The sequence below is a fragment of the Mesorhizobium sp. LMG17149 genome (assembly GCF_024518695.1).
Lineage (GTDB): Bacteria > Pseudomonadota > Alphaproteobacteria > Rhizobiales > Rhizobiaceae > Mesorhizobium.
This window is the reverse complement of sequence record NZ_JANIFL010000015.1, coordinates 17,582-39,914: the sequence shown is the minus strand read 5'-3', so window position 1 is coordinate 39,914 and position 22,333 is coordinate 17,582. Positions and strand designations below refer to the sequence as shown.

At 62.5% G+C, this 22,333-nt stretch carries 24 protein-coding genes and 1 tRNA gene; 11 read left to right on the top strand and 14 right to left on the bottom strand.

What is annotated here, in order from left to right:
* Positions 1–23: 23 nt before the first annotated feature.
* Positions 24–2,288: an exopolysaccharide transport family protein gene (locus NP945_RS28935; protein WP_256748222.1), complete on the bottom strand. Its 2,265-nt coding sequence runs from the start codon at positions 2,286–2,288 to the stop codon at positions 24–26.
* Between the two features lie 260 nt (positions 2,289–2,548).
* Here NP945_RS28935 and NP945_RS28930 point away from each other — a divergent pair, with 260 nt between their 5' ends.
* The 6 genes from NP945_RS28930 (at position 2,549) to NP945_RS28905 (ending at position 8,262) form a co-directional block, all read left to right on the top strand.
* Positions 2,549–3,112 (top strand): polysaccharide biosynthesis/export family protein, encoded by a 564-nt coding sequence (locus NP945_RS28930; RefSeq protein WP_013532220.1) that lies wholly within the window; start codon positions 2,549–2,551, stop codon positions 3,110–3,112.
* A gap of 10 nt (positions 3,113–3,122) precedes the next feature.
* Positions 3,123–4,253 (top strand): glycosyltransferase family 4 protein, encoded by a 1,131-nt coding sequence (locus NP945_RS28925; RefSeq protein WP_256748221.1) that lies wholly within the window; start codon positions 3,123–3,125, stop codon positions 4,251–4,253.
* 94 nt (positions 4,254–4,347) lie between these two features.
* The gene (locus NP945_RS28920) at positions 4,348–5,883 is read left to right on the top strand and encodes an undecaprenyl-phosphate glucose phosphotransferase (protein ID WP_256748220.1); all 1,536 of its coding nucleotides are present in this window, start codon (positions 4,348–4,350) and stop codon (positions 5,881–5,883) included.
* Entirely contained in the window at positions 5,880–7,148 is a 1,269-nt protein-coding gene (locus NP945_RS28915; RefSeq protein ID WP_256748219.1) for an O-antigen ligase, read from the top strand. The genes NP945_RS28920 and NP945_RS28915 overlap by 4 nt, the downstream gene beginning before the upstream one ends.
* 56 nt (positions 7,149–7,204) lie before the next feature.
* Positions 7,205–7,281: transfer RNA gene (locus NP945_RS28910), tRNA-Pro, on the top strand.
* A gap of 300 nt (positions 7,282–7,581) precedes the next feature.
* Positions 7,582–8,262 (top strand): outer membrane protein, encoded by a 681-nt coding sequence (locus NP945_RS28905; protein WP_127267063.1) that lies wholly within the window; start codon positions 7,582–7,584, stop codon positions 8,260–8,262.
* Positions 8,263–8,338: 76 nt separating this feature from the next.
* Here the strand turns inward: NP945_RS28905 and NP945_RS28900 are convergent, their stop codons facing one another.
* Both NP945_RS28900 and NP945_RS28895 read right to left on the bottom strand, forming a co-directional pair.
* The gene (locus tag NP945_RS28900; protein WP_256748218.1) at positions 8,339–8,800 is read right to left on the bottom strand and encodes a YbaK/EbsC family protein; all 462 of its coding nucleotides are present in this window, start codon (positions 8,798–8,800) and stop codon (positions 8,339–8,341) included.
* Positions 8,801–8,983: 183 nt separating this feature from the next.
* The gene (locus NP945_RS28895) at positions 8,984–9,268 is read right to left on the bottom strand and encodes a helix-turn-helix domain-containing protein (protein WP_023810249.1); all 285 of its coding nucleotides are present in this window, start codon (positions 9,266–9,268) and stop codon (positions 8,984–8,986) included.
* Between the two features lie 284 nt (positions 9,269–9,552).
* Between NP945_RS28895 and NP945_RS28890 the strand changes: the two genes are divergently transcribed.
* Both NP945_RS28890 and NP945_RS28885 read left to right on the top strand, forming a co-directional pair.
* Positions 9,553–10,167, top strand: a complete 615-nt coding sequence (locus NP945_RS28890) for a hypothetical protein (RefSeq protein ID WP_256748217.1) — start codon at positions 9,553–9,555, stop codon at positions 10,165–10,167.
* Positions 10,168–10,364: 197 nt separating this feature from the next.
* Positions 10,365–10,556, top strand: coding sequence for a hypothetical protein (locus NP945_RS28885; protein ID WP_164781747.1), 192 nt, complete (start codon positions 10,365–10,367; stop codon positions 10,554–10,556).
* A gap of 342 nt (positions 10,557–10,898) precedes the next feature.
* Here the strand turns inward: NP945_RS28885 and NP945_RS28880 are convergent, their stop codons facing one another.
* The 7 genes from NP945_RS28880 to NP945_RS28850 form a co-directional block, all read right to left on the bottom strand.
* Positions 10,899–11,201 (bottom strand): hypothetical protein, encoded by a 303-nt coding sequence (locus NP945_RS28880; protein WP_127270978.1) that lies wholly within the window; start codon positions 11,199–11,201, stop codon positions 10,899–10,901.
* A gap of 93 nt (positions 11,202–11,294) precedes the next feature.
* Positions 11,295–11,834, bottom strand: a complete 540-nt coding sequence (locus NP945_RS28875; RefSeq protein ID WP_127270980.1) for a MerR family transcriptional regulator — start codon at positions 11,832–11,834, stop codon at positions 11,295–11,297.
* A 125-nt stretch (positions 11,835–11,959) separates the two neighbouring features.
* A complete protein-coding gene (locus tag NP945_RS28870) occupies positions 11,960–12,283 on the bottom strand; it encodes an integration host factor subunit alpha (RefSeq protein WP_013532231.1) in 324 nt (107 codons plus the stop codon).
* A 103-nt stretch (positions 12,284–12,386) separates the two neighbouring features.
* Positions 12,387–13,358: a beta-ketoacyl-ACP synthase III gene (locus NP945_RS28865; RefSeq protein ID WP_127320649.1), complete on the bottom strand. Its 972-nt coding sequence runs from the start codon at positions 13,356–13,358 to the stop codon at positions 12,387–12,389.
* A 9-nt stretch (positions 13,359–13,367) separates the two neighbouring features.
* Positions 13,368–14,438 (bottom strand): phosphate acyltransferase PlsX, encoded by a 1,071-nt coding sequence (gene plsX, locus NP945_RS28860; RefSeq protein WP_127272087.1) that lies wholly within the window; start codon positions 14,436–14,438, stop codon positions 13,368–13,370.
* Positions 14,439–14,551: 113 nt separating this feature from the next.
* The gene (locus NP945_RS28855) at positions 14,552–15,100 is read right to left on the bottom strand and encodes a DUF177 domain-containing protein (RefSeq protein ID WP_027162417.1); all 549 of its coding nucleotides are present in this window, start codon (positions 15,098–15,100) and stop codon (positions 14,552–14,554) included.
* On the bottom strand, positions 15,097–15,645 hold the full coding sequence (locus NP945_RS28850) for a ubiquinol-cytochrome C chaperone family protein (protein WP_128308921.1): 549 nt from the start codon (positions 15,643–15,645) through the stop codon (positions 15,097–15,099). Before NP945_RS28850 ends, NP945_RS28855 begins: the two co-directional genes overlap by 4 nt.
* 114 nt (positions 15,646–15,759) lie before the next feature.
* Here NP945_RS28850 and NP945_RS28845 point away from each other — a divergent pair, with 114 nt between their 5' ends.
* Positions 15,760–16,272, top strand: coding sequence for an outer membrane protein assembly factor BamE (locus tag NP945_RS28845; protein WP_127267855.1), 513 nt, complete (start codon positions 15,760–15,762; stop codon positions 16,270–16,272).
* A 279-nt stretch (positions 16,273–16,551) separates the two neighbouring features.
* Here the strand turns inward: NP945_RS28845 and NP945_RS28840 are convergent, their stop codons facing one another.
* Complete coding sequence (locus NP945_RS28840; protein ID WP_127320653.1) at positions 16,552–18,693, bottom strand: sodium-translocating pyrophosphatase; 2,142 nt, start codon at positions 18,691–18,693, stop codon at positions 16,552–16,554.
* A 344-nt stretch (positions 18,694–19,037) separates the two neighbouring features.
* Here NP945_RS28840 and NP945_RS28835 point away from each other — a divergent pair, with 344 nt between their 5' ends.
* The gene (locus NP945_RS28835) at positions 19,038–19,238 is read left to right on the top strand and encodes a type II toxin-antitoxin system HicB family antitoxin (protein ID WP_127329711.1); all 201 of its coding nucleotides are present in this window, start codon (positions 19,038–19,040) and stop codon (positions 19,236–19,238) included.
* Positions 19,235–19,426: a type II toxin-antitoxin system HicA family toxin gene (locus tag NP945_RS28830; RefSeq protein WP_256748216.1), complete on the top strand. Its 192-nt coding sequence runs from the start codon at positions 19,235–19,237 to the stop codon at positions 19,424–19,426. Before NP945_RS28835 ends, NP945_RS28830 begins: the two co-directional genes overlap by 4 nt.
* An 11-nt stretch (positions 19,427–19,437) precedes the next feature.
* Here the strand turns inward: NP945_RS28830 and NP945_RS28825 are convergent, their stop codons facing one another.
* The 3 genes from NP945_RS28825 to NP945_RS28815 are packed head-to-tail and all read right to left on the bottom strand — an operon-like array spanning position 19,438 to position 22,282.
* Positions 19,438–20,187, bottom strand: a complete 750-nt coding sequence (locus tag NP945_RS28825; RefSeq protein WP_127329715.1) for an ABC transporter permease — start codon at positions 20,185–20,187, stop codon at positions 19,438–19,440.
* Positions 20,184–21,122 carry an ABC transporter ATP-binding protein gene (locus NP945_RS28820; protein WP_256748215.1) on the bottom strand — a complete coding sequence of 313 codons (939 nt, stop codon included), beginning with the start codon at positions 21,120–21,122 and terminating at the stop codon, positions 20,184–20,186. The genes NP945_RS28825 and NP945_RS28820 overlap by 4 nt, the downstream gene beginning before the upstream one ends.
* Complete coding sequence (locus NP945_RS28815; protein WP_256748214.1) at positions 21,119–22,282, bottom strand: ABC transporter permease; 1,164 nt, start codon at positions 22,280–22,282, stop codon at positions 21,119–21,121. The genes NP945_RS28820 and NP945_RS28815 overlap by 4 nt, the downstream gene beginning before the upstream one ends.
* Between the last annotated feature and the right edge of the window lie 51 nt (positions 22,283–22,333).

The window sequence follows — 22,333 nt, the reverse complement described above, 5'->3', positions numbered from 1 at the left end:
CCGCCGGCGATCCGGGGCTCCCCTCAGGCAGCGGCAGTGCGCCTTCCCGGCACCGGATTGCCGGGCGGTTCGTGGCCGAGCGGCGTCACCAGCGTGAGGTCGGGGTAGCCGTTCTCGATCAGCTTGACCGCAGCCTGCGTCACCTCATCGTCGGCCTCCAGCATGGAGAGAAAGACCTCGGTGGCATCGCCGGTCAGGCGGCCGATGCCTTGTGCGTCGGCCGGTCCGCACTCGACCACGACCAGGTCGTAGGCTGTCGTCAGCGACTGCATGATGATCGGCAGCCGGTCGGCGGCACGCATGGCACGAACCGGATCGGCGGTTCCGACCGGGATGACGTGACAGTCCGAGTAGAGATCGGCATGGATGACGTCACTGAACTGCGCTTCCGAAGCGAGCAGGTTGGTGATGCCGGGGAAAAGCCCGCTGTCCAGCATCGGCCGCGAGGCGGCCCCCGACGCGGTGAGGTCCAGCAACAGCACGCGCAGCCCGGCGTCGGCGACCTCGCGCGCCACCAGGATCGCGGATGCAGCCGCCTCGTCGCCTTCCGGCGAGACGAATATGGCGCGCGCCGCACCGCTGGAGATCAGCTTTTCGGCAGCCTTCTCGATATCGATCTCGCCCAGGGTGGAACGCGCCGGTTCGGGCTCGACAGCCGTCTGCTCTGTCGCCGTCGTATCGGGCATTGCGACCACATCCGGTGCCTCGGCCATGGCCGGCATCGCGGCGGCATAGGGCTCCGCTTCATCCGCACGTTCAGGCAGCTCCTGGCCAACCAAGGAGTCCTGCAGGACGGCAGGCTCGTGGCGGACAAATGGCTTGGCGACCGACGCCTGCGCCACCTGGGGCATCGCGACCTCATCGATCCGTTCGAAACTGGAACCGCTCGCCGGCCGCATCGCGCGGCCTGAAAACAGCTCCCGCAGAAGCGTCACTATCGCCATGATCAGCAGCGATGCGGCGAAAGCCGCGCCGACGATCGGCCCGACCTTCGGGAAATAGGCCTCGGAGGGAACAGAAGCCTTCGAGGCGATCCGCGCGTCGACCGGCAGATAGTTGCGATCCTGGCGCGAAGCGGCTTCGCGGTAGTTGGTCAGGTACAGTTCGAGTTGCTGTCGCTTGGCGGTCGCGTCGCGCTGCAGTGCGTCGAGATCGACCTGCTGTTCGCCGGCCTGCGCCGAAGCGGCTTTCAATGTGTTGACGTCGGCGACAAGCTGGTTCTCGCGGGCCTTTGCCGTCTCGGCCTGCATCAACAGGCCTTTCATGATCTTCTGGGCCTCGCTGCGAATCTGTGCGTCGAGATCGGACAGTTGCGATTTCAGCGCGCGAATGCGCGGATGATTGCCAAGCAGTGTCGTCGACAGATCGGCGATGTTGGAGCGCAATTCGACTTGTCGCTCACGCAAGCGCTGGATCAGGTCCGATGACAGAACCTCCGGCACGGCATCCAGCGAACCGCCATTCTGCAGCGCCCTGCGCACACCGTCGGCGGTCGCTTCGGCCGCGGCGCGGTTGGCGCGCACTTTCGACAGTTCGCTCGACAGTTCCGAAAGCTGCTGGGTGGCCAGCACCGAATTGTTGCCACCCATCAAAAGATCGGACTGGGCGCGATAGGCGGCGACCTTCGCCTCGGCATCCTTGACCTGCCGCTGCAGGTCGGCGATCTCGGGCGCCAGGAAGTCTGCCGCGGCGCTGTTCGATTCGAGCTTGGCCGCCCCTTGCCCCGCTATATAGGCGGCGGCGATGGCGTCCGGTACGGCGGCCGCGAGCTTGGGATCTTCCGATGAGAACTCAATGGCAATGATGCGGGTCTTCTCGACGCCATAGACGTTGAGCTTCTCGTGCATTTTCTTGAGCACGCGCTCTTCCGTCGGAATTTCCATCGGGTCGCTTTTCAGGCCGACCAGGACCAGAGCGCGGCTCACCGCCGACATGTCGAGCGCTTCATTGAACTCGGGCAGTTTTTCCAGGCCAAGCTTTTGCGAGACCTGCTTGAGGATTTCGTTGGAGGAGATGATCTGGACCTGTGTGGCGACGCCCTGCTCGTCGAGAATTGGCCTGTCGGTGTCGTTATTGTTGCTGGCCGGCCGCGTGTAGATGGATTCGCGCGGCGCGATCTCCACCTGCGTCTCGGCCTTGTAGTGCCGGGTTGCCAGCGAGGCGAAAGCAAAGGCCAGCCCGGTTGCCAACAGGACGACGAGGACTATACGCAGCCAGTTCCTCGCCAGGCTGGCGAAGAGCTGCCTGAGATCGACATCGACATCTGCGGCCGCGGACTGAACGGACATGCATCCCTACTCCGATACTGGGTCAGCACGCACCGTAAACAACTATGGTAACTCAGCCGTTAAGATCGTGGTAAGTTTCCGTTAGGGTTTACTGGCGGGTGACAAACAAAACCGCCAAGAATCACAAAAACTCTTGCCGATGCGCCACGTGTCGGCCGCTCCCTTTACCGGCCATTAACCCTAACAGGATGATAACGGGCCTCGATCCCTGATGTTTGCTGCGACGCCGCAGTGGCCCAGTCGAAGGTACTTGTCCGGTCATGAAAAGCACTGCTTCCCTGTTTCGCGCGCTGCTTGCCGTATCGATGCTGGCTGGCTGTTCCAGCTACCGGCCGACGCCGGCCGCCTTCCATGAGGTGCTCGATCAGCCCTACCGTCTTGGCGCCGGCGACCGCGTCCGCGTGACCGTGTTCGAGCAGGACGGGCTGACCAACACCTACAGTGTCGATCAATCCGGCTATCTCTCCTTCCCGCTTGTCGGCGCCATACCGGCGCGCGGCCACACCGCGCAGCAGATGGAAAAGGAGATCGCCGACAAATTGCGGCAAGGCTATCTGCGCGATCCCGACGTTTCGGTCGAGATCGACCGCTACCGGCCGATCTTCGTCATGGGCGAAGTGGGTGCCGCCGGCCAATATTCCTATGTTCCCGGCCTGACGGTGCAGAAGGCGATCGCCATTGCCGGCGGCTTTACGCCGCGCGCCAACCAGGAAAGCGTCGACATCACCCGCGACATCAACGGCAAGGTGATGACCGGCCGCGTGGTCACCTCCGACCCGCTGCTGCCGGGCGATACGGTCTACGTCCGCGAACGTCTGTTCTGACAGACACCACGTGGCGGACAGGCTCAGGATCGTCCATTGCTTTCGCTCACCCGTCGGAGGAATTTTCCGGCATGTGCGCGACCTGGCCGAGGCGCAGGTCGCCGCCGGGCATTCCGTCGGCATCGTCTGCGATTCGACGACGGGCGGCGCGTTCGAGGAACATTTGTTCGAGCAGATGAAGGGCATGCTGGCGCTCGGCATTCATCGCACGCCGATGCAGCGCCACGTCGGTCCCGGCGACCTTGCCTCGGCTTGGCGCACATACAGGATCATCAAGGAATTGCGGCCGGACGTACTGCACGGGCACGGCGCCAAGGGTGGCGCCTATGCCCGTCTGTTCGGCTCATTGTTGCGGGTATCAAGGTCTCGCGTAGCCCGCCTTTATTCGCCGCATGGCGGTTCGCTCCACTATGACGAAAACACGGTCATCGGAAAGCTGTTCTTCGCGCTCGAGCGCTTCATGGCTCGCTTCACCGACTATCTGCTGTTTGTCTCGGACTATGAGCGGCGGACCTATCGCCACAAGGTCGGCGAGCCGCCCATTCCCAATACCCTCGTCTATAACGGCCTGCGCGCCACTGAATTCGAGCCGGTGATCACCGAGCCGGACGCAGCCGACCTGCTTTATATCGGCATGATGCGCGACCTGAAGGGACCGGATATCTTCATCGATGCATTGGCCCTTGCCGGCCCACGGTTCGGCCGCGCGCTGACCGCGGTGATGGTCGGCGACGGCGACGACCTTGCGCGTTACCACGGGCAAGTGAAACGCCTCGGGCTCGAGCGCCATGTCCGCTTCCTGCCGCCGATGCCGGCCAGGGAGGCCTTTGCCCTTGCCGCGCTTATCATCGTTCCCTCGCGCGCCGAAGCCATGCCCTATATCGTCCTGGAAACGCTTGCCGCGGGAAAGCCGATGATCGCAACCGCGGTCGGCGGCATCCCGGAGATATTCGACACCGGTTCCCCTGCCCTGATCCGACCTGACCCGATCGAGCTCGCCGACAGGATGAGCCAGGCGCTGGCCGACCCGGTCGCCTATCGCGACCTGATGCCCGATAGCGCCAACCTCAAGGCACGCTTCGGCGCCGATGTGATGGCCGCCGACATCGAGAAGGCCTATTTCGCCGCGCTCGACAGGTAGGCACAGGGCCAAGCCGTTCCAAAGCCATACGTTGTTTCAAGGGTTTCTTAGCTCTCTTTTGCTATGACCGTGGGGAAGTTTGCGGAAAGCCCTCATGAACGAGATCGACCCCGCGCGCCGCTTTTCAGCAGAGGCGGTGCGTAAATTCGACGGCCCGGCCGATGGCGACACGGCAAGCGGCATGAACGATGTCGCCCGCCAGGTCGCCTCGCAATACCGGCGCGATACGATGTCGCCGATCATGGTCAGCGGTGTCCTGCGCATGGTCGAATTCGGCTTGCTGTTCCTGTCGGGACTCGCCGTCTATTTCCACTATGTCGGATTCTTCAACCATCTCGCCTGGCAATATCCGGTGACGATCGCAGCGGGCTCGTTCCTTGCCGTGGTGCTGCTCGACGTCACCGACTGCTACCAGATCGTCGCCCTGATGCGGCCCATCGCCAATTTCGGCCGCGTGCTGCTGGTCTGGGCCGGCACTTTCGCCCTGATGGCGCTGACGGCATTCGTCATGAAGATGTCGCAGGACTATTCGCGCCTATTGTTCGGCAGCTGGTTCGTCATCGGCTTCGTTCTCATCTTCGGCCTCAGGCTGGTGATGTCGAAGCTGATCCGGGCCTGGGCGCGCGATGGCCGCATGGAGCGGCGCGCCGTCATCGTCGGCGGCGGCAAGGCGGCGGAAATCCTGATCCGCTCGGTCGAAAAACAGCCCTACAACGATATCCGCATCTGCGGCATCTTCGACGATCGCGGCGACAAGCGCTCGCCGCCCATCGTCGCCGGCTACCCCAAACTCGGCACCATTTCGGAACTGATCGAGTTCGCCCGCATCGCCCGCATCGACATGCTGATCGTATCGCTGCCGCTGACCGCCGAATCGCGGGTGCTGCAGTTGCTGAAGAAGCTGTGGGTGCTGCCGGTCGACATCCGGCTGTCGGCGCATTCCAACGCGCTGCAATTTCGCCCGCGCGCCTATTCCTACATCGGCGCGGTGCCGATGCTCGACATCTTCGACAAGCCGATCAACGACTGGGATTCGGTCGCCAAACGCGCCTTCGACATCGTCTTCAGCCTGATCGGCATCGTCGTGTTCTCGCCGGTCATGCTGGCGACCGCCATCGCCATCAAGCTCGACAGCAAGGGTCCGGTGCTGTTCCATCAGAAGCGGCACGGCTTCAACAACGAGATCATCGAGGTCTACAAGTTCCGCTCGATGTATACGGACAAGGCCGACCCGACCGCCAAGCAGACGGTGACCAAGAACGATCCTCGCGTCACCCGCGTCGGCCGCTTCATCCGCAAGACCTCGATCGACGAGTTGCCGCAGTTCTTCAACTCGCTGCTCGGTTCGCTGTCACTGGTCGGCCCGCGTCCTCATGCCATCGCCGCGCAGTCGCACAACCTGCTCTACAACGAGGTGGTCGACGGCTATTTCGCCCGCCACAAGGTCAAGCCCGGCGTCACCGGCTGGGCGCAGATCAATGGCTGGCGCGGCGAGATGGACACCAACGAGAAGATCCGCATGCGGACCGAGTATGATCTCTACTACATCGAGAACTGGTCGCTGCTGTTCGATTTGCGGATCCTGTTCCTGACGCCGCTCCGGCTGCTCAATACGGAAAACGCCTATTGAGTGCGATCAGCCATGATCTGCCGCGCGCGGCGGTCAACGCCAAGCTGGTCGCGCTGATTTCGTCGGGCGCGGTCTTCCTCGGCATTCTGCTGTCGGGCTTCGTCATCAGCGAGCCGGCGCCCTATGAGCTCTACATGGCCGGGCTGATCGCCATCTGGGCGCTTTTCGGCTTGAGGATTTCCCGCGCGGCCACGCCCTTATTGGTGCTGCTGGTGACGATGAACATCGGCGGCATGATCTCCATGACGCAGATGGCGGACCTCGCCAACACGCCGCTCTATCTCGCCGTGTCGCTGTTTCTCGCCTTCAGCGCGGTGTTCTTCGCATCGATCACCGCCGTACAGCCGAGCCTCTACCGATTGATCTTCATTGCCTATGTGGTCTCGGCCGTGGCCACCTCGCTGCTTGGCATTGCAGGCTATTTCCATGCCTTTCCGGGCGCGGAGATGTTCACCAAATACGATCGCGCCGCCGGCGCCTTCCAGGACCCGAACGTGTTCGGCCCGTTCCTGGTGCTGCCCGGCATCTATCTACTCTATCTGCTTTTGACCGGACCGGCGACACGCATGCCGCTGCTGGCGGTGCCGCTGCTGATCATCACCGCCGGCATCTTCTTCTCCTTCTCACGCGGCGCCTGGGGCATGTTCACCGTCTCGGCCGTCCTGCTCACCGGCTGCCTGTTCCTGCAGAGCGCCAGCGGCACGTTCCGGCTGCGTGTGGTGGTGATGACGATTGCAGCACTGGCGCTGCTGGTCATCGCCATGATCGTCATCCTGCAGCTGCCCGGCGTGTCGGAGATGTTCTCCAACCGTGCCCAGCTCGAACAGAGCTACGACACCGCCCGCCTCGGCCGCTTCGCCCGCTACGGGATCGGCTTCCAGATGGCGATGGAGCATCCATTCGGCATCGGCCCGCTGGTCTTCGGCACGATCTTCGGCGAAGACACCCACGACATCTGGCTGAAGATGCTGATGGATTATGGCTGGCTCGGCTTCGTGTCGTTCCTGGCGCTCGTCTTATGGACGATAGCAGCCGGCTTCCGCATCCTGCTGCGCGACCGGCCGTGGCAGCCCTATCTCCTGTGCGCCTACGTCGCCTTCATCGGCAATATAGGGCTGGGCACCTTCATCGACATCGACCACTGGCGCCATGTCTACCTGCTGCTCGGCCTGATCTGGGGCGCCATCGCGCTGGAATACCGGCATCAACTGCTGTTTCGGCCTGCCTTGCAGGGCTCGCCGGCACCGGCAATCGCAGCGGGATAAAAGTCGCGGAATTCGGTTGACCGGCACGGGGTTATCACGATACATCGCGACCGGTCCGGAGTGTAGCGCAGCCCGGTAGCGCACTTGACTGGGGGTCAAGGGGTCGTCGGTTCGAATCCGGCCACTCCGACCAATTAAAACAAGGACTTGCCCCCAAAAGTCCTTTCCGCCTTTCCACGAGACACCCTTTCCGGACACCCGAAGGGTAGCACAGACCAGAAGTTCCAGCTCTTCGACACGAATTGAGGCTGTCGGCGGCACGAGATGGAAGCCGATTGGCGCGTTGAATCGCTTGAAACCTTGAGTTCAACTCGATTCACGAATGTGTGGCAGTTTCACAACGCTCATATTCCAAACGTTTCCAATCACATGGAAGCGCTTTTCAAGCTTGGGCTGGTGTGTAGATTAAGCAGCGTAGAATCTTGGGGATATCATGAAGACGATCATTCTCTCTTCAGCACTGCTTTTGGCCCTCACGGGCGGGGCGCTTGCCGCCGACCCGATCATCAATGTGCCATCGCAGGATGTGGCGCCTGCCGGTTTCATCTGGACTGGGGGCTATGTGGGTATCGTCGCCGGGGTGAACTACCTGAAGGGCGATTTCGACATCCCGAACTATGATCCTTCCGGCTACAATGCCGACAACACGTCAGCCGAAATTGGTGGCAAAGTCGGATACAATTATCAGTTCGCGAACAATTTCGTACTCGGCGGCGAGGCATCGCTGGTTGCAGTTTTCAACGAGGGTGCGGACAGTACGTTTGATGACGAAGAGATCAATGTACACACGGACTGGCAAGCTCACATTGTTGCAAAGGTTGGCTACGCGGCAGATAGGTTCATGCCTTATGTAAAGGGCGGCATCGCTTTTCTGCACGCAAATGACGTCTTCTATTCCACCACGGGGGATCGCAGCGATCCTCAAAGCCGAACCTACATTGGCTGGACCATTGGCGCTGGTGTCGACTATGCGCTCAACGAGAAGTGGATTGTCGGCGTCGATTATGCATATGCTCATTTCGGCAGTCACGATTTTGCGAACGACCAGCTTGGGCCAACCATCTTGAAGCCAAGCACCCATACGGTTTCCGCGAGCTTGAGCTACAAATTCTGATCGGCATGGTAGGCTGTGACTGCCGTCGTCAGCCGGTGTCCGCGCCAGCTGTTCACGCCCAATCTGGGACCTCAACCTAGCCCTGACAGACATCCACCCATTCAGCGCCGGTGAGATCGACCATGCGCTGCGGTGCAATCCGCACCGCGGCGTTGGTGGCGCCTGCCGCAGGCACCACCTCTTCAAACTCGCGCAGCGACACGTCGCAATAGACCGGCAGCGGCGCCGGCAGGCCGAACGGGCAGACGCCGCCGACCGGGTGGCTGGTCGCTTCGACAACCTCGGCGGCGTCGAGCATGCGCGGCTTGCCGCCGAACTGGTCCTTGAATTTGCGGTTGTCCAGTCTGGCGATGCCGCTGGTCACCACCAGCATGGTGCGGTCGCCGACGCGCAGGCAGATCGTCTTGGCGATCTGGGCCGGCAGCACGCCATGCGCCTCGGCCGCCAACATCACCGTCGCCGAGCTCGCCTGCGTGACGATGACGTCGATGTCGGGCGCGTGGGTGGCGAAGAAGGCACGAACGGATTCCAGGCTCATCGAAAACCCATGGTTCAAAAACTTGAGGGACGGCACATCGCTGTCCAGCAGCCGAGGCTGCCGCGCGTATAAGCACGTGCGGCATACAAATCGGCAAGCCCCAGGCTGAAGTAGACGCCGCGGCAGGTACAAAGAAACCCGCCAAGGAGCCTTGGCGGGTTCTCTGGAATGCGTGGTGCGGATCTACGCCAGCGATCGGCCTTGCGCCGCCGGCGTCGGCGCAGCCGGGGTGATCAGAGCCTCCTGGGGAAGGTGAAGCGCGGACACAATACGACGCAGCTTCGACGGATCGGTCACTCTGCCGCTTTCGATATCCTCAATCTCGTCCACCGCCAGGCCGCATGTCAGGGAGAGCTCTTCCACGCTGTAACCGCGGGTCTCCCGCATCGCTCTGAGGGTGTTGTAATCTGGCCCGCTCCCGTTGGTTGCCGGTTCGGAGAGGGGTTCGCTTTTCGCATTATGGGGCATTGGCAACTCCATGACTGAAAGAGTTTGATCAAATGAGGAGTGTTGCCTGAGACGGTCGGGAAGATGCCCTCTCGCCGGCGATTTGCCAAGAGCCAAAAGGGCCGTCACGGGATCGTGAACCAGGTGCCTGGCGCGGCCCTCTCGCGCACACGTCGCGATCAAGTTGTTTTGAAGGTCCGATCAGCCTTTTGCCGGCAGTTTCGCCGCGCTCGTTCGTTATCTCCGGATCGCTGGCGTGAAACCATCCGGTTCCAGCCGGCTCGTTCCCGGAAGGATTTTTTGCAATGAACCTGAAGACAGTCATGGTCGTGCTCGGCACGATTTCCAGCCTTTCCGTCGCCGGCGCGGGCGCCGCCCAGGCCGCAGACGCGATGCGTGTGCGCGGCACGGTGGTCAGTTTCGAGCCCACGCTGCTCACCGTGAAAACGCGCCAGGGCGATACCGATGCGATCAAGCTCAAGGCTGGCTGGAAGATCTCGGGCGTCGCCAACGCCTCGGCAAAGGACATCAAGCAGGGCGATTTCCTCGGCATTGCCTCTGTTTCGAAAGCGGATGGCGGCAGCGGCGCCCTGGAGGTGGTGGTCTTTCCGGCCGCACTGAAAGGCACTGGCGAGGGCGACCGTCCCTGGGACCTGCAGCCAAACAGCCGGATGACCAACGGCACCGTTGCCGACGTTACCGATATAAGCGGGCGATCCGTCACGCTGACCTATGACAATGGCCAGACCAAGAAGATTTCGATCCCCGACACCACGCCCGTCGTGACCTTCGTGCCGGCGACGCCGACCGACCTCAAGCCGGGTGCGACGGTCTTCGTCACCGCTGAGCGGGGCAGCGACGGCGCGCTGAGCGCCAGCCGCGTCGTGGTCGGAACCAACGGCGTCGTGCCACCGATGTAGTCGAACAGGCGGCCGATGGCCGCCTCTCGATCTTGCCGTGCATGGTGACGGGAGGCTGGATTGGGCAGAAACAGTCCAGAAACAAAATTCTACAATCGGGAAATACTGACGAAAAAATTCAGGCGCGTAATTCCATTCGCGGCGGCCGGGCTATCGCCCCGATCCATATGCGCCCGCGAAACAAAAGGAAACCATCCATGAAGAAGTCCCTCCTCTCGGCCCTCGGGCTTGCAGTTGCATTGGCTTTCACGGTGCCCGTCATCGGCGCGACGAGCGCGGATGCGGCCCCGATGGCCAAGCATCATCGTCACCACCATCATCACCGCCACCATGTCCGCCACCACCATCATCACCGCCACCACCACCATGTGATCGGAAACAAGGCCTAAGCACCGCAGACCGCCACCGAGAAGACCGGCCTTGGCTTCCTGTCCAAGGCCGGCTACTCCGCCCCGCGAGGCTCGATCGCGGACTGGATCAACAATTCACGCAAGTCCACGCCGCGACGTCGTCGTCTATCCCGGCGCTGGTATGGCACCACGACCAATCCGGCATTCGCCAGCGAAATCGAGCGGCTCTGGCGGCTCGACCAATCGCATTGCGCCGGCGGCACAGAGGTGCGAGGCGCCTCCAGCGACAACAGACATAGCCGACCGCAAGGAAAATGACGGATCACCTTGAGGCGAGCCGTCACTTCTCATGCTCGTATCCCTGGGATTGGGTTCTAGAATTCAGCGCCGGCTGAACAGCAAACTGGCGACAAGACCGAGCACCACAAGGCCCACCGCCGCGGCAGCCGCCGGATGGTCGCGGGCCGATCTCTCGATCACCCGGCCCTGTTTACGGATTGCCGGCATGGCGTCGCGCAGGCGCCCAGCAAGATCGGAATAGGTGTCCAGCGCGGCATCGCGACCGTCCTCGTAATACGCGCCGCCTCGCCTTGCCACGGCCCTCTTCAAGCTGGCCAGTTCCTTGGTAAGAGCAGCGACCTGCCTGTCGAGATCAATGTCGGAGAGGGTCGAAAATGATGCCATTGGTATGTTTCCTTCACTTGCAGAAGGAAGCGTAACGCCTCACCGGAAGACGGGTTCCGGCTTTCGAACTGTCGATGTCGCGTCTGGCCGCGGTCAGCGCACCTGGTCAAGCAGGCGCTTGCATTCCAGGAGGTCGAACAGCGCCTCCTGCAGCAAGGCCCTGTTGTCGCGCGAGAGTTTCGACGCATCCGGCTGCACCGGACCCTCCTCGTCGCTCTTGCCCAGGCCGAAAAAGCGGCGGCTGGGTTTGACGCGGGGCTGGCCAACCAGTTCGTCGTCCATGCCGCGCGGCTGGGCCGCAGGCGTCAGCGGCACCTGATCGGCCTGCTTTCGCTGCGAGATCGCCTCTACGGCGGCCATGTCGCCATTGCCGATGGCAACCAGGAAATGGTTGCCGTTCTCGCGCAACAGCTTCTGCACGCCCTTGATGGTGTAGCCCTGGTCGTAGAGCATGTGGCGGATGCCCTTGATCAGCTCGACATCCTGCGGCCGGTAGTAACGACGGCCGCCGCCGCGCTTCATCGGCTTGATCTGGTTGAAACGCGTTTCCCAGAAGCGCAGCACATGCTGCGGCAGATCGAGATCTTCGGCGACCTCGCTGATGGTACGAAAGGCGTCGGGGCTCTTGTCCATGGGCGAATCCTCACGCTGGACGATGATCCGGCCTACCTGCCGAATCGGGGCTTATTTCAGCGGTTTATGAAGCAATATTCAAGCCCGGCGTCATGGCGGCGACGGTTTTCAACCGCGCAGTAGGACTACTTGCCGCTTTTGGCCTTGCCGCTCTGATGGGAGCGCAAGATACGGCTCTTCAGCACATTCGACGACTTGAAGGTCATCACCCGACGCGGCAGGATCGGCACTTCCTCGCCGGTCTTGGGATTGCGGCCGATGCGTTCGTTCTTGGAGCGGACGTGGAATGTCGCGAAGGACGACAGCTTCACCGTTTCGCCGCGCACGATGGCTTCGCAGATTTCATCCAGCACCGCTTCGACGAGTTCGGCCGATTCAGTGCGCGACAGGCCGACCTTCCGGTAAACTGCCTCGGCAAGGTCGGCGCGCGTAAGTGTCTTTCCCCCCATGCGACCGTCCCATCAGCTCAAAACATAAAATTCGGCACAACAACGGCAGAGCCTAAGTAATTGATCCGTCAAGGTCAAGGACCGAAACCGGACCGTTCGGCACTTACCAGCGAACCAGGACAGCGCCCCAGGTGAAGCCGCCACCCATCGCTTCCAGGAGGACGAGATCGCCCTTCTTGATGCGGCCGTCGGCGACGGCCACCGACAGCGCCAACGGCACGGAAGCAGCCGAGGTGTTACCGTGCAAATCGACCGTAACCACCACCTTTTGCTCAGCTATCCCGAGCTTCTTGGCGGAAGCGTCAATAATTCGTTTATTGGCCTGGTGGGGCACGAACCAGTCGAGATCATCGGCTGAGATACCCGCTTGCGCGAACGTCGCCTCGATGACGTCGGTGATCATGCCGACCGCATGCTTGAAGACTTCGCGGCCCTCCATCCGGAGGTGGCCGACCGTACCCGTGGTCGACGGCCCGCCGTCGACGAAAAGCTTGTCCTTGTGCGTGCCGTCGGAGCGCAGGCTGGCCGCCAGAACGCCATGGTCGGCGATCGCACCCGTCCCCTCGCCTGCTTCCAGGATCATGGCACCGGCGCCGTCGCCGAACAGCACACAGGTCGAGCGGTCGCTCCAGTCGAGGATGCGCGAGAATGTTTCCGAACCGATCACCAGGACACGCTTGGCCAGGCCGCCGCGGATGTAGAGATCGGCGGTGGTCACGGCATAGACGAAGCCCGAACAGACCGCCTGCAGGTCGAAGGCAAAGCCGTGATGCATGCCGAGCCGGTTCTGGATCTCGACGGCAGTGGCCGGGAATGTGTTGTTGGGCGTCGAGGTCGCCAGCACGATCAGATCGATGTCGGCGGGCGTGAGGCCGGCATTGGCAAGTGCGGCACGTGCCGCTGCTTCCCCCAGCGAAGCCGTGGTCTCGTCGTCACCAGCGATATGGCGCTGGCGAATACCGGTACGCTGGGCGATCCACTCGTCGGAGGTCTCGACCATGCCTTCGAAATCGGCATTCTTCATGATTCGGCGGGGCAGCGCGGCGCCCGTGCCGCGCACGACTGATCTGATCAAAGTTCTTTCCTATTCCTTTGCGTCGGTGACGACGTCGGATTTCCTAGATGACAGGGCACGCGGGTTGCGCGCATGAAACAGATCCAGATCGGCCTCGATGCGGTCGAGGAGGTTGTTGCGGACCATGTCATAGCCGAGTTCGATCGCGGCGGCGAACCCGTCAGAATCAGCACCGCCATGGCTTTTGACGACGATGCCGCTCAACCCCAGGAAAACGCCGCCGTTGGACCGGCCGACATCCATCTTTTCGCGCAGGCGATCGAAGGCGCCCTTGGCGAAGATGTAGCCGATCCTGGCCATCAGAGTCCGGCTCATCGCCGCGCGCAGATAGCCACCGATCTGGCGCACCGTGCCTTCCGCCGTCTTCAGCGCGATGTTGCCGGCAAAGCCTTCGGTGACGACGACGTCGACCACGCCCTTGCCGATATCGTCACCCTCGACGAAACCGTGATAGTTCATCGAGGCCATGTTGGCTTCGCGCAGCATGCGCCCGGCCTCCTTGACCTCTTCCTGGCCCTTGATCTCCTCGACGCCGACATTGAGCAGGCCGACGCTGGGCCGGGCTATGCCGAAGACCGAGCGCGCCATGCCGGTGCCGAGAATGGCAAAATCAATGAGCTGTTGCGCATCGGCCCCAATGGTCGCGCCGACGTCCAGCACCACGCTTTCGCCGCGCAATGTCGGCCAAAGGGCTGCGATCGCCGGGCGATCGATGGTGGCCATGGTGCGCAGGCAAAATTTCGACATCGCCATCAGCGCGCCGGTGTTGCCGGCGGAAATGCAGGCGTCGGCCGTGCCGGCCTTGACCGCTTCGACGGCCTTCCACATCGATGACTTCCAGCGGCCGTGGCGCAGCGCCTGGCTCGGCTTGTCGTCCATCCTGACCGCAACTTCGCAATGGAAGAATTCGCTGATCTCGGCGAGCTTGGGAAATTTGGCAAGTTCGGGGCGCACGACTTCCTCACGCCCGAAGATGACGAAGCGGATGTCGGGACGACGGGTCGCGACCGTCATGAGCGCTGGTATGACCACGGCTGGTCCGTGATCGCCGCCCATGGCATCGATGGAAATCCTGATCACGCGGTACTTATCTCACGGTTAGGCGGCAGGTCGCTTGAGCGACCGCGAAGGTTCGGCGAAAATAACGGTTTTGGGCTGCCGCACAACCGACTTTTCCGTCGCGGGCGAGCTTTTCAGGATTTTCCCAGCAAGGATCGCAGTTTTTGCTGAAATTCATTCTCCGCCGGTTCGGTCTCGCTGCCGGCATTGAGCGATGCCCCCTGCTTACGCGGATAAGGGTCGATGGCGAGCCCGAAATACTGTTCGGCGAGTGCCCCGACATCGATCGTGTCACCGGAAAATGTCTCTGGACTGTCAGGGCCTTCCGCGTCGAGCAGGATCTCGCCGCCGCCATCGAAACCCTGCCGTCCAAGCTTGGAATCCTCGGGCAGCAGCAGCGCTTCGACCGGTTCGTCGATATGCGCTTCGACAGGCTCGAGCGTGACGATGCAGGCCTGAGTGATGTCGGCCTCGACGCGGCCGCTGATCTTCACGCCATTGCGCTTCCACGACGCCACCAGAAGCTCGGCGCGATAGGATTCGACCGAAATCAGCCCGTGCTCCTCGGCCAGTGCCGCACGCTGTGCGGCATCGGCCTCGATAACCAGCGGCAGGCCCTTCTGCGGCAGGCGCGTAATGTTGGCGCGGAAGGAGACCGGGCTTTGCGGGTCAACATGCTTCATTGTTCAACCTCCTTGGCGGCGGGAAAGGTCAGCGTGCCGGAGACAATCGATTCGGATGTCTGCGCGGCCAGATGACTGCGCGCGTCGGTAACATAGTTGGCCAGCAGCGATGCTTCCGCCCAAGCGCCCGCGTCGGGCCGGACATTGCGGGCAAGAGCCGCGGTCAGCCCTTCATGGTCGTTTCTTTCCAGGGCATCGTCATAGGCAGCGGTTCGGCCATAAAACATCTTTGCCAGCTTTTTCATGCGTTTGGGCACGCCAACGTCGCCAATGCCCAATTCCCGCAACGAATGGTCGACGTCGAGGAAGAACTCGTCGATCAGCACCTGGGCGACCTCCTGCGCCGCACCGCTCTCCCCGCGCAACCTGTGCTGGAACAGGAACATGTGCAGCGACAGCATCTCGAAACGGCCAAGCGGCGTATCTGGCACATTCCAGTGGGAATAAAACACAGTCTGCCGCGCCGCCGCCACGATTTGTGCGTAAAGCGCCTCGGTGATAGCGCGGTTGGCGTAGCGTTCGCGGCCAAAAAAGCGCTGGAACATTGGGGATGGTCTCCTGGGGACCGTTTGTTGAAGTGGGCTTGTTGCATCGGCAAGCAAGCTGGTTTACCGGTTTCGCGGCCCAGCGCAAGTTGCGGCCAGCTAATGGAGTTGTTGTTGCGCGCGCTGAATTTCAAGTCGACCTTCTCGTCCAGGCCCGCCGGCGCGATCTCGCTGCTGATGATCGTTTCGGCACTGTCCGCCTGCCACACCTCCAAGATGATGGGCGATCTCAGCCCGAGCGAGACGCTGACGCAAGGTTACGTCATAGACCAGCAGGCAATCGACCTGGTGCCGGTCGGTTCGAGCCGCGAGCAGGTGCTTCTGGCGCTCGGCACGCCGTCGACGACCGCGACCTTCGACAACGAGGCATTCTATTACATTTCGCAGACGCGCAAGCGCTACGTCGCCTTCGACAAGCCACGGCTCATTGACCAGCATGTGCTGGCTGTCTATTTCGGCGCCGATGGCCGTGTCACCCAGATCGCCAATTACGGGAAGAAGGATGGCAAGATGTTCGACTTCATCTCGCGCACCACACCGACCGGCGGCAAGGACCAGAACTTCCTCAGCCAGGTCATCAACGGTGCCAGCAAGCTGGCGCCCGGCATTCCCGGCGGCGGCGTCTAATTCCCTTCGGCTTCCATTCCCGGAAGCCTCGTCATCTCAGGCGACCAAAAACCCGCGGGAGCGATCCTGCGGGTTTTTGTTATGGGTCACCAGTCAGGGCACGGCCACTGGCATGCTGCAGTGGCCACCACTGAAAACACGACGCTGGGTCCGGCATAAGGTGCCAGCGCACGCATTGCGAAGACCGGGCGAAAGCGAGCGCTGAAGGATCGTTTGGCTTTGCCTCAACAAAAAACCCGCGGGATCGCTCCCGCGGGTTTTTTCGGGCTGAAGCCTTGATCAGCCGTGCGCGAGTACTGCCAGCAGCAAGAGCGCGACGATGTTGGTGATCTTAATCGCAGGGTTGACGGCGGGACCAGCGGTGTCCTTGTAGGGATCGCCGACCGTGTCGCCGGTCACCGAAGCCTTGTGCGCCTCGGAACCCTTGAGATGCTTGACGCCGTCCTTGTCGACAAAGCCGTCTTCGAAGGACTTCTTGGCGTTGTCCCAGGCACCGCCGCCAGAGGTCATCGAGATGGCGACGAACAGGCCATTGACGATGACGCCGAGCAACGAGGCACCCAGCGCTGCAAAGGCGGACGCCTTCGAGCCCGAGATCAACAGCACGCCGAAATAGACCACGAGCGGCGCCAGCACCGGCAGCAGCGACGGGATGATCATCTCGCGGATCGCCGCCTTGGTCAGAAGGTCGACCGCGCGTGCGTAGTTCGGCTTCGACGTGCCGGCCATGATGCCCGGATCCTCGCGGAACTGCTTGCGCACTTCCTCGACGATGGCGCCCGCCGCGCGGCCGACGGCCGTCATGGCGATGCCGCCGAACAGATATGGGATCAGGCCGCCGAAGATCAGGCCGGCGACGACGTAGGGGTTGGAGAGATCGAAGGAGATCTCGCCCATGCCCTGGAAGTAGGGATATTTGTCGCCATTGGCGGCAAAGAACTTCAGGTCGTTCGAGTAGGCGGCAAACAGCACCAGTGCGCCGAGACCGGCAGAACCGATGGCGTAGCCCTTGGTCACCGCCTTGGTGGTGTTGCCGACCGCGTCGAGCGCGTCGGTGGAGTGGCGCACTTCCTTGGGCAGGCCGGCCATTTCGGCAATGCCGCCGGCATTGTCGGTGACCGGGCCGAAGGCGTCGAGCGCAACGATCATGCCGGCAAGACCGAGCATCGTCGTGACCGCGATCGCCGTACCGAAGAGGCCGGCGAGCTGATAGGTCGAGATGATGCCACCGACGATGACGATCGCCGGCAGCGCCGTCGATTCCAGCGAGACCGCAAGGCCCTGGATGACGTTGGTGCCGTGACCGGTGACCGACGCCTGGGCGATGGAGTTGACCGGGCGCTTGTTGGTGCCGGTGTAGTACTCGGTGATGACGACGATGAGACCGGTCACCACGAGGCCGACGAGGCCGCAGATGAACAGGTTCCTGCCGGTGATGACCATGCCGTCGACCGTGCCGATCTCGCCCCAGCCGAGGGTGACCTGGGTGGCGACGCCGAGGCCGACGATGGACAGCAGGCCGGTGACGATCAGGCCCTTGTAGAGCGCGCCCATGATCGAGCCGTTGGAACCGAGCTTGACGAAGAAGGTGCCGACGATCGAGGTCAGGATGCAGGCGCCGCAGATGGCGAGCGGATAAAGCATGGCCGCACCCAGCACGGCGGTGCCGCCAAAGAAGATGGCAGCCAGAACCATGGTGGCGACGACAGTCACCGCATAGGTTTCGAACAGGTCAGCGGCCATGCCGGCGCAGTCGCCGACATTGTCGCCGACATTGTCGGCGATCGTGGCCGGGTTGCGCGGATCGTCTTCGGGAATACCGGCTTCGACCTTGCCGACGAGATCGCCGCCGACGTCGGCGCCCTTGGTGAAGATGCCGCCGCCGAGACGGGCGAAGATCGAGATCAGCGATGCGCCGAAGCCGAGCGAGACCAGCGAGTCGATGACGATGCGGTCATTGGGCTGGAGGCCCATGAAGTGGGTCAGGATGAGGTAGTAGATCGACACGCCGAGCAAGGCCAGGCCAGCAACCAGCATGCCGGTGATGGCGCCCGATTTGAACGCGATGTCGAGGCCGGCAGCGAGGCTGTTCGATGCGGCCTGCGCCGTACGAACGTTGGCGCGAACGGAGACATGCATGCCGATGAAGCCGGCGGCGCCCGAAAGCACCGCACCGATCAGGAAGCCGATCGCGGCGGTGATGGACAGCAGCCACCAGGCGAGCACGAGGACGACGACGCCAACGATGGCGATGGTGGTGTACTGACGCGCCAGATAGGCTTGTGCGCCCTCGCGGATAGCTGCGGAGATTTCCTGCATGCGTGCATTGCCTTGATCGGCCGCAAGGACCGAACGTGTCGCCCAGATGGCGTAAAGGATTGAAAGCAGGCCGCAGGCGATGACGGCGGAAATAATTGTCATTGCCGGATTTTCCTCGATTGATGGCCCAAAAGAACCCCTCCCTGGGCCGTTGAGACAAAGACCGGATTCCGCGCACGGAATCCGCCTCTTCGCATCGGTGTATGCGAAACAGGGCTGCGAACGTCAAGATATTGTTCGGTTTTTGCCCGGCTTTCGCCTAAATGGTTTAGACGGCGGCGTGCTTGGCAATGATGTCGCCTGATTAGATCGATTGAAATGACGCTGCGGCACTGAGCTGTCAGCTCCTCCCACTCGATCCGCTAGCACGTGGAGCGTGAACGCGTCCGCCGGCGCCTATGCTTCTTTGCAAAGACCTATCTTCAGGATCGAACCGGAGCTAGCTCATGAATTTCAAAGCTATTATCCACGAAGCCGACGAAGGCGGGTTCTGGGCAGAGGTGCCGGCAATTCCGGGCTGCGCGACCCAGGGCGAAACCATGGAAGAACTTGTCCAGAATTTGCGTGAAGCGATCGAAGGCTGCCTCTCAGTAGAGCCGCTGTCATTCACGTCGGAGCCTGGGCGGATCGTGGAAATCGCTGTTTGAAGTCCATTTCCGGCAAGGAATTTGCGCGTGCCGTCGAACGGCAAGGCTGGAAGCTTTTGCGCATCGCCGGAAGCCACCACATCTATGGCAAGCAGGGAAGCATTGTTCGGCTTTCAATCCCTATTCATGCAACCGGACTTCTACGGCATCTCCTAGCGCTGGCTGAAATGAACGAGCGCGATATCTGAGATACTGTCGACTATTCGGCCTCTCTGCCCATGCGGCGCGCCGTGTAGCGCTCGATCGCCGACAGACCGTCATAGATCAGCACGGCAAGCGCTGCCACGATCAGGCCGCCTTGCAGGATGAAGGCGAGATTGTTGGACAACAGCCCGGCGATGATCACTTCGCCCAGCGTTTTGGCTGCCACGGTCGAACCGATGGTCGCGGTGGCAAGACTGATCACCACCGACAGCCTGATGCCGCCGAGAATGATCGGGGCGCTGAGCGGCAGCTCGACCTTGGTGAGCCTTTGCCAACCGGTCATGCCGGCGCCGCGCGCCGCCTCGACGACATTGGCCGGCAGCGTCGTCAGGCCGGTCAGTGCATTCTCGAAAATCGGCAGCAGGCCATAGAGAAACAGGGCGATCAGTGTCGGCTTCTCGCCGAAGCCGACGGCCGGTACGGCAAGCGCCAGCACCGCCACCGGCGGAAAGGTCTGACCGATGTTGACGAGGCTGCGCGATAGCGGCAGGAATTCGGCGCCGGCCGGCCTGGTGACCAGGATGGCAAGCGCCACCGCAACGATGGTTGCCGCCACGGTGGCGATCAGAACCGTGCGTAAGTGCAGCAGGGTCAGCGTCAGCAGGCTGCCCTGGTTGTAGATCACCGGCGCGTTGTTTTCGGTCAGCGGCTTCAGCAGCGGCACGAACCACCCGGGATTGGTGACGAAGGCGACAAGCAGCACCACCAATGCTAGCCTGAGCAGCGATGGAAGCCAGGCCTTCATGCCGGCCTCGCCGCACGCTTCACCAGCCCTTCGACGGTCACGCGGCCAAGCGGCTTGCCGTCGGCGCCTTTGACCGGCAGCGCCGGCCGGCCCGACCACAACAATTCGGCCAGCGCGTCGCGCTGGCTCGCATCGCCGGGGATCGCCTCACCTTCGGCGGAGCCCTTCTCCACGGCATCGCGGACCCGGCCGAGCGACAGCAACCGGAACGGCCTTTCGCTGGCGCCAACCAGGGTCTCGACGAAGGCGCTTGCCGGCTTTGCCAGGATCTCGGCCGGCTTGGCGTATTGCACCAGCTTGCCGGCATCCATGACCGCGATCTTGTCGCCCATATGCACGGCCTCTTCCATGTCGTGGGTGACGAGGATGATGGTGGTGCCGAAGCGCTTCTGGATCGCCAGCAGATCTTCCTGCGCCTTGGTGCGGATGATCGGGTCGAGGGCGCCGAACGGTTCGTCCATCAACAGCACGTTGGGTTCGGCGGCGAGTGCGCGGGCAACACCGACGCGCTGCTGCTGGCCGCCGGACAGTTCGTGCGGGTAGCGAGGCCCGAAGGCTTCGGGATCGAGCTGATAGAGCGTCATCAGCTCGTCGACCCGGGCCTTGATACGGTCCTTGTCCCAGCCAAGCAGCACCGGCACGGTGGCAATGTTCTGTGCCACCGTGCGATGCGGAAACAGGCCGTGCCCCTGGATAGCGTAGCCGATGCTGCGGCGCAGCTCGTAGCCGGGCAGCGAACGATTGTCGGCGCCGTCGAGCTTGATGATGCCCGAGGTCGGCTCGACCAGCCGGTTGATCATGCGCAGCAGCGTCGTCTTGCCGGAACCGGACGTGCCGACAATGACGGCGATGGTGCGCGGCTCGATAACCATCGACACGTCATCGACCACGGTCGTCGCGTCATAGCGCTTGGTGATGCTTTCGATCTCGATCATGCCGTTTCAACCCTGCGCCTGGTGTCGGTCATTTCGATCACCGCATCGAGGATGATGGCGGCGGCAAAGGCGAGCGCGACCGTTGGCACCGCGCCAAGCAGCACAAGGTCCATCGCCGTCTGGCCCACACCCTGGAAGACGAACACGCCGAAACCGCCGCCGCCGATCAGCGCGGCAATGGTGGCGAGGCCGATGTTCTGCACCAAGACGATGCGGATGCCGGTGAGGATGACAGGAAAAGCCAGCGGAAACTCGACGCCGAACAGGCGCTGCCTGTCGGTCATGCCCATGCCGCGCGCCGCGTCGTTGGCCGCGCGCGGCACGCCGGCCAGACCGACCACGGTGTTGGCCACCACCGGCAGCAGCGAGTAAAGGAACAGCGCCACAAAAGCCGGTGCGGTGCCGATGCCGCGAATGCCGAGCGCGGCAGCTCCCGGCACATGCGTGGCAACCCAGCCGAGCGGCGCGATCAAAAGGCCGAACAGCGCGATCGAAGGAATGGTCTGGATGATATTGAGCACGGTGAGAACGCCGGCGCGCAGACTTTCGACACGATGGCAGAGAATGCCGAGTGGCAGGCCGACGACCACCGCCGCAAGCAGCGACCCTAGCGCCAGCGTTACATGCTTGGAGCCCTCTACCCAGAAACTGTCGGCGCGGTTGAAATATTCCTTCAGGATCGACAGATTGTCCCAGCTTCCCGAAATCAACAGCAGCCCGATCGCCAAAGCCGCGACCACAAGCACGCCAACCCGCGCCAATGGCGACAGGTTCAGCCTTGTCAGCACGTCGGCGAGCAAAAGCGTGAAGGCAAAGATCAGAATCCAGAAACCGGAGGCTGGCGAAACTCTGGCGAAGGTGTTGCCCGCCGGCGTGAGAAATGTTCCGGCGACACCGATCAGCAGCGCGAGCGCGGCAAGCGCCATCACGCTGGCGGCAAGGCGCAGCACAAGTGGTGTCTTGAACAGCGCGATGAGTGCTGCGGCGACAATGATGGCGAGCAGCAGCGTTCCGGTCGTTGCCGGCAGCGCCTCGAGAATCGAGCGCGCCTGGCCGGGGACGATGCGGTTGGCACGGAACGTGGCAAAGGGGGCGGCGAAGGCCGCATAGGCTGATATCGCGGCGATGACCACGCCGAGCTTGTCGAAGCGGATGTTCACGCCCTGCCCCGTCAGTCGATCCGGCGCGCCACGAAAGCGGCGCGCCGGAAT

What these genes read in the sequence shown, in the direction of transcription:
- NP945_RS28935 (WP_256748222.1), bottom strand. Translation starts at nt 2,288, where the DNA reads ATGTCCGTTCAGTCCGCGGCCGCAGATGTCGATGTCGATCTCAGGCAG.
- NP945_RS28930 (WP_013532220.1), top strand. Translation starts at nt 2,549, where the DNA reads ATGAAAAGCACTGCTTCCCTGTTTCGCGCGCTGCTTGCCGTATCGATG.
- NP945_RS28920 (WP_256748220.1), top strand. Translation starts at nt 4,348, where the DNA reads ATGAACGAGATCGACCCCGCGCGCCGCTTTTCAGCAGAGGCGGTGCGT.
- NP945_RS28905 (WP_127267063.1), top strand. Translation starts at nt 7,582, where the DNA reads ATGAAGACGATCATTCTCTCTTCAGCACTGCTTTTGGCCCTCACGGGC.
- NP945_RS28900 (WP_256748218.1), bottom strand. Translation starts at nt 8,800, where the DNA reads ATGAGCCTGGAATCCGTTCGTGCCTTCTTCGCCACCCACGCGCCCGAC.
- NP945_RS28895 (WP_023810249.1), bottom strand. Translation starts at nt 9,268, where the DNA reads ATGCCCCATAATGCGAAAAGCGAACCCCTCTCCGAACCGGCAACCAAC.
- NP945_RS28890 (WP_256748217.1), top strand. Translation starts at nt 9,553, where the DNA reads ATGAACCTGAAGACAGTCATGGTCGTGCTCGGCACGATTTCCAGCCTT.
- NP945_RS28885 (WP_164781747.1), top strand. Translation starts at nt 10,365, where the DNA reads ATGAAGAAGTCCCTCCTCTCGGCCCTCGGGCTTGCAGTTGCATTGGCT.
- NP945_RS28880 (WP_127270978.1), bottom strand. Translation starts at nt 11,201, where the DNA reads ATGGCATCATTTTCGACCCTCTCCGACATTGATCTCGACAGGCAGGTC.
- NP945_RS28875 (WP_127270980.1), bottom strand. Translation starts at nt 11,834, where the DNA reads ATGGACAAGAGCCCCGACGCCTTTCGTACCATCAGCGAGGTCGCCGAA.
- NP945_RS28870 (WP_013532231.1), bottom strand. Translation starts at nt 12,283, where the DNA reads ATGGGGGGAAAGACACTTACGCGCGCCGACCTTGCCGAGGCAGTTTAC.
- NP945_RS28855 (WP_027162417.1), bottom strand. Translation starts at nt 15,100, where the DNA reads ATGAAGCATGTTGACCCGCAAAGCCCGGTCTCCTTCCGCGCCAACATT.
- NP945_RS28850 (WP_128308921.1), bottom strand. Translation starts at nt 15,645, where the DNA reads ATGTTCCAGCGCTTTTTTGGCCGCGAACGCTACGCCAACCGCGCTATC.
- NP945_RS28840 (WP_127320653.1), bottom strand. Translation starts at nt 18,693, where the DNA reads ATGACAATTATTTCCGCCGTCATCGCCTGCGGCCTGCTTTCAATCCTT.
- NP945_RS28835 (WP_127329711.1), top strand. Translation starts at nt 19,038, where the DNA reads ATGAATTTCAAAGCTATTATCCACGAAGCCGACGAAGGCGGGTTCTGG.
- NP945_RS28825 (WP_127329715.1), bottom strand. Translation starts at nt 20,187, where the DNA reads ATGAAGGCCTGGCTTCCATCGCTGCTCAGGCTAGCATTGGTGGTGCTG.
- NP945_RS28820 (WP_256748215.1), bottom strand. Translation starts at nt 21,122, where the DNA reads ATGATCGAGATCGAAAGCATCACCAAGCGCTATGACGCGACGACCGTG.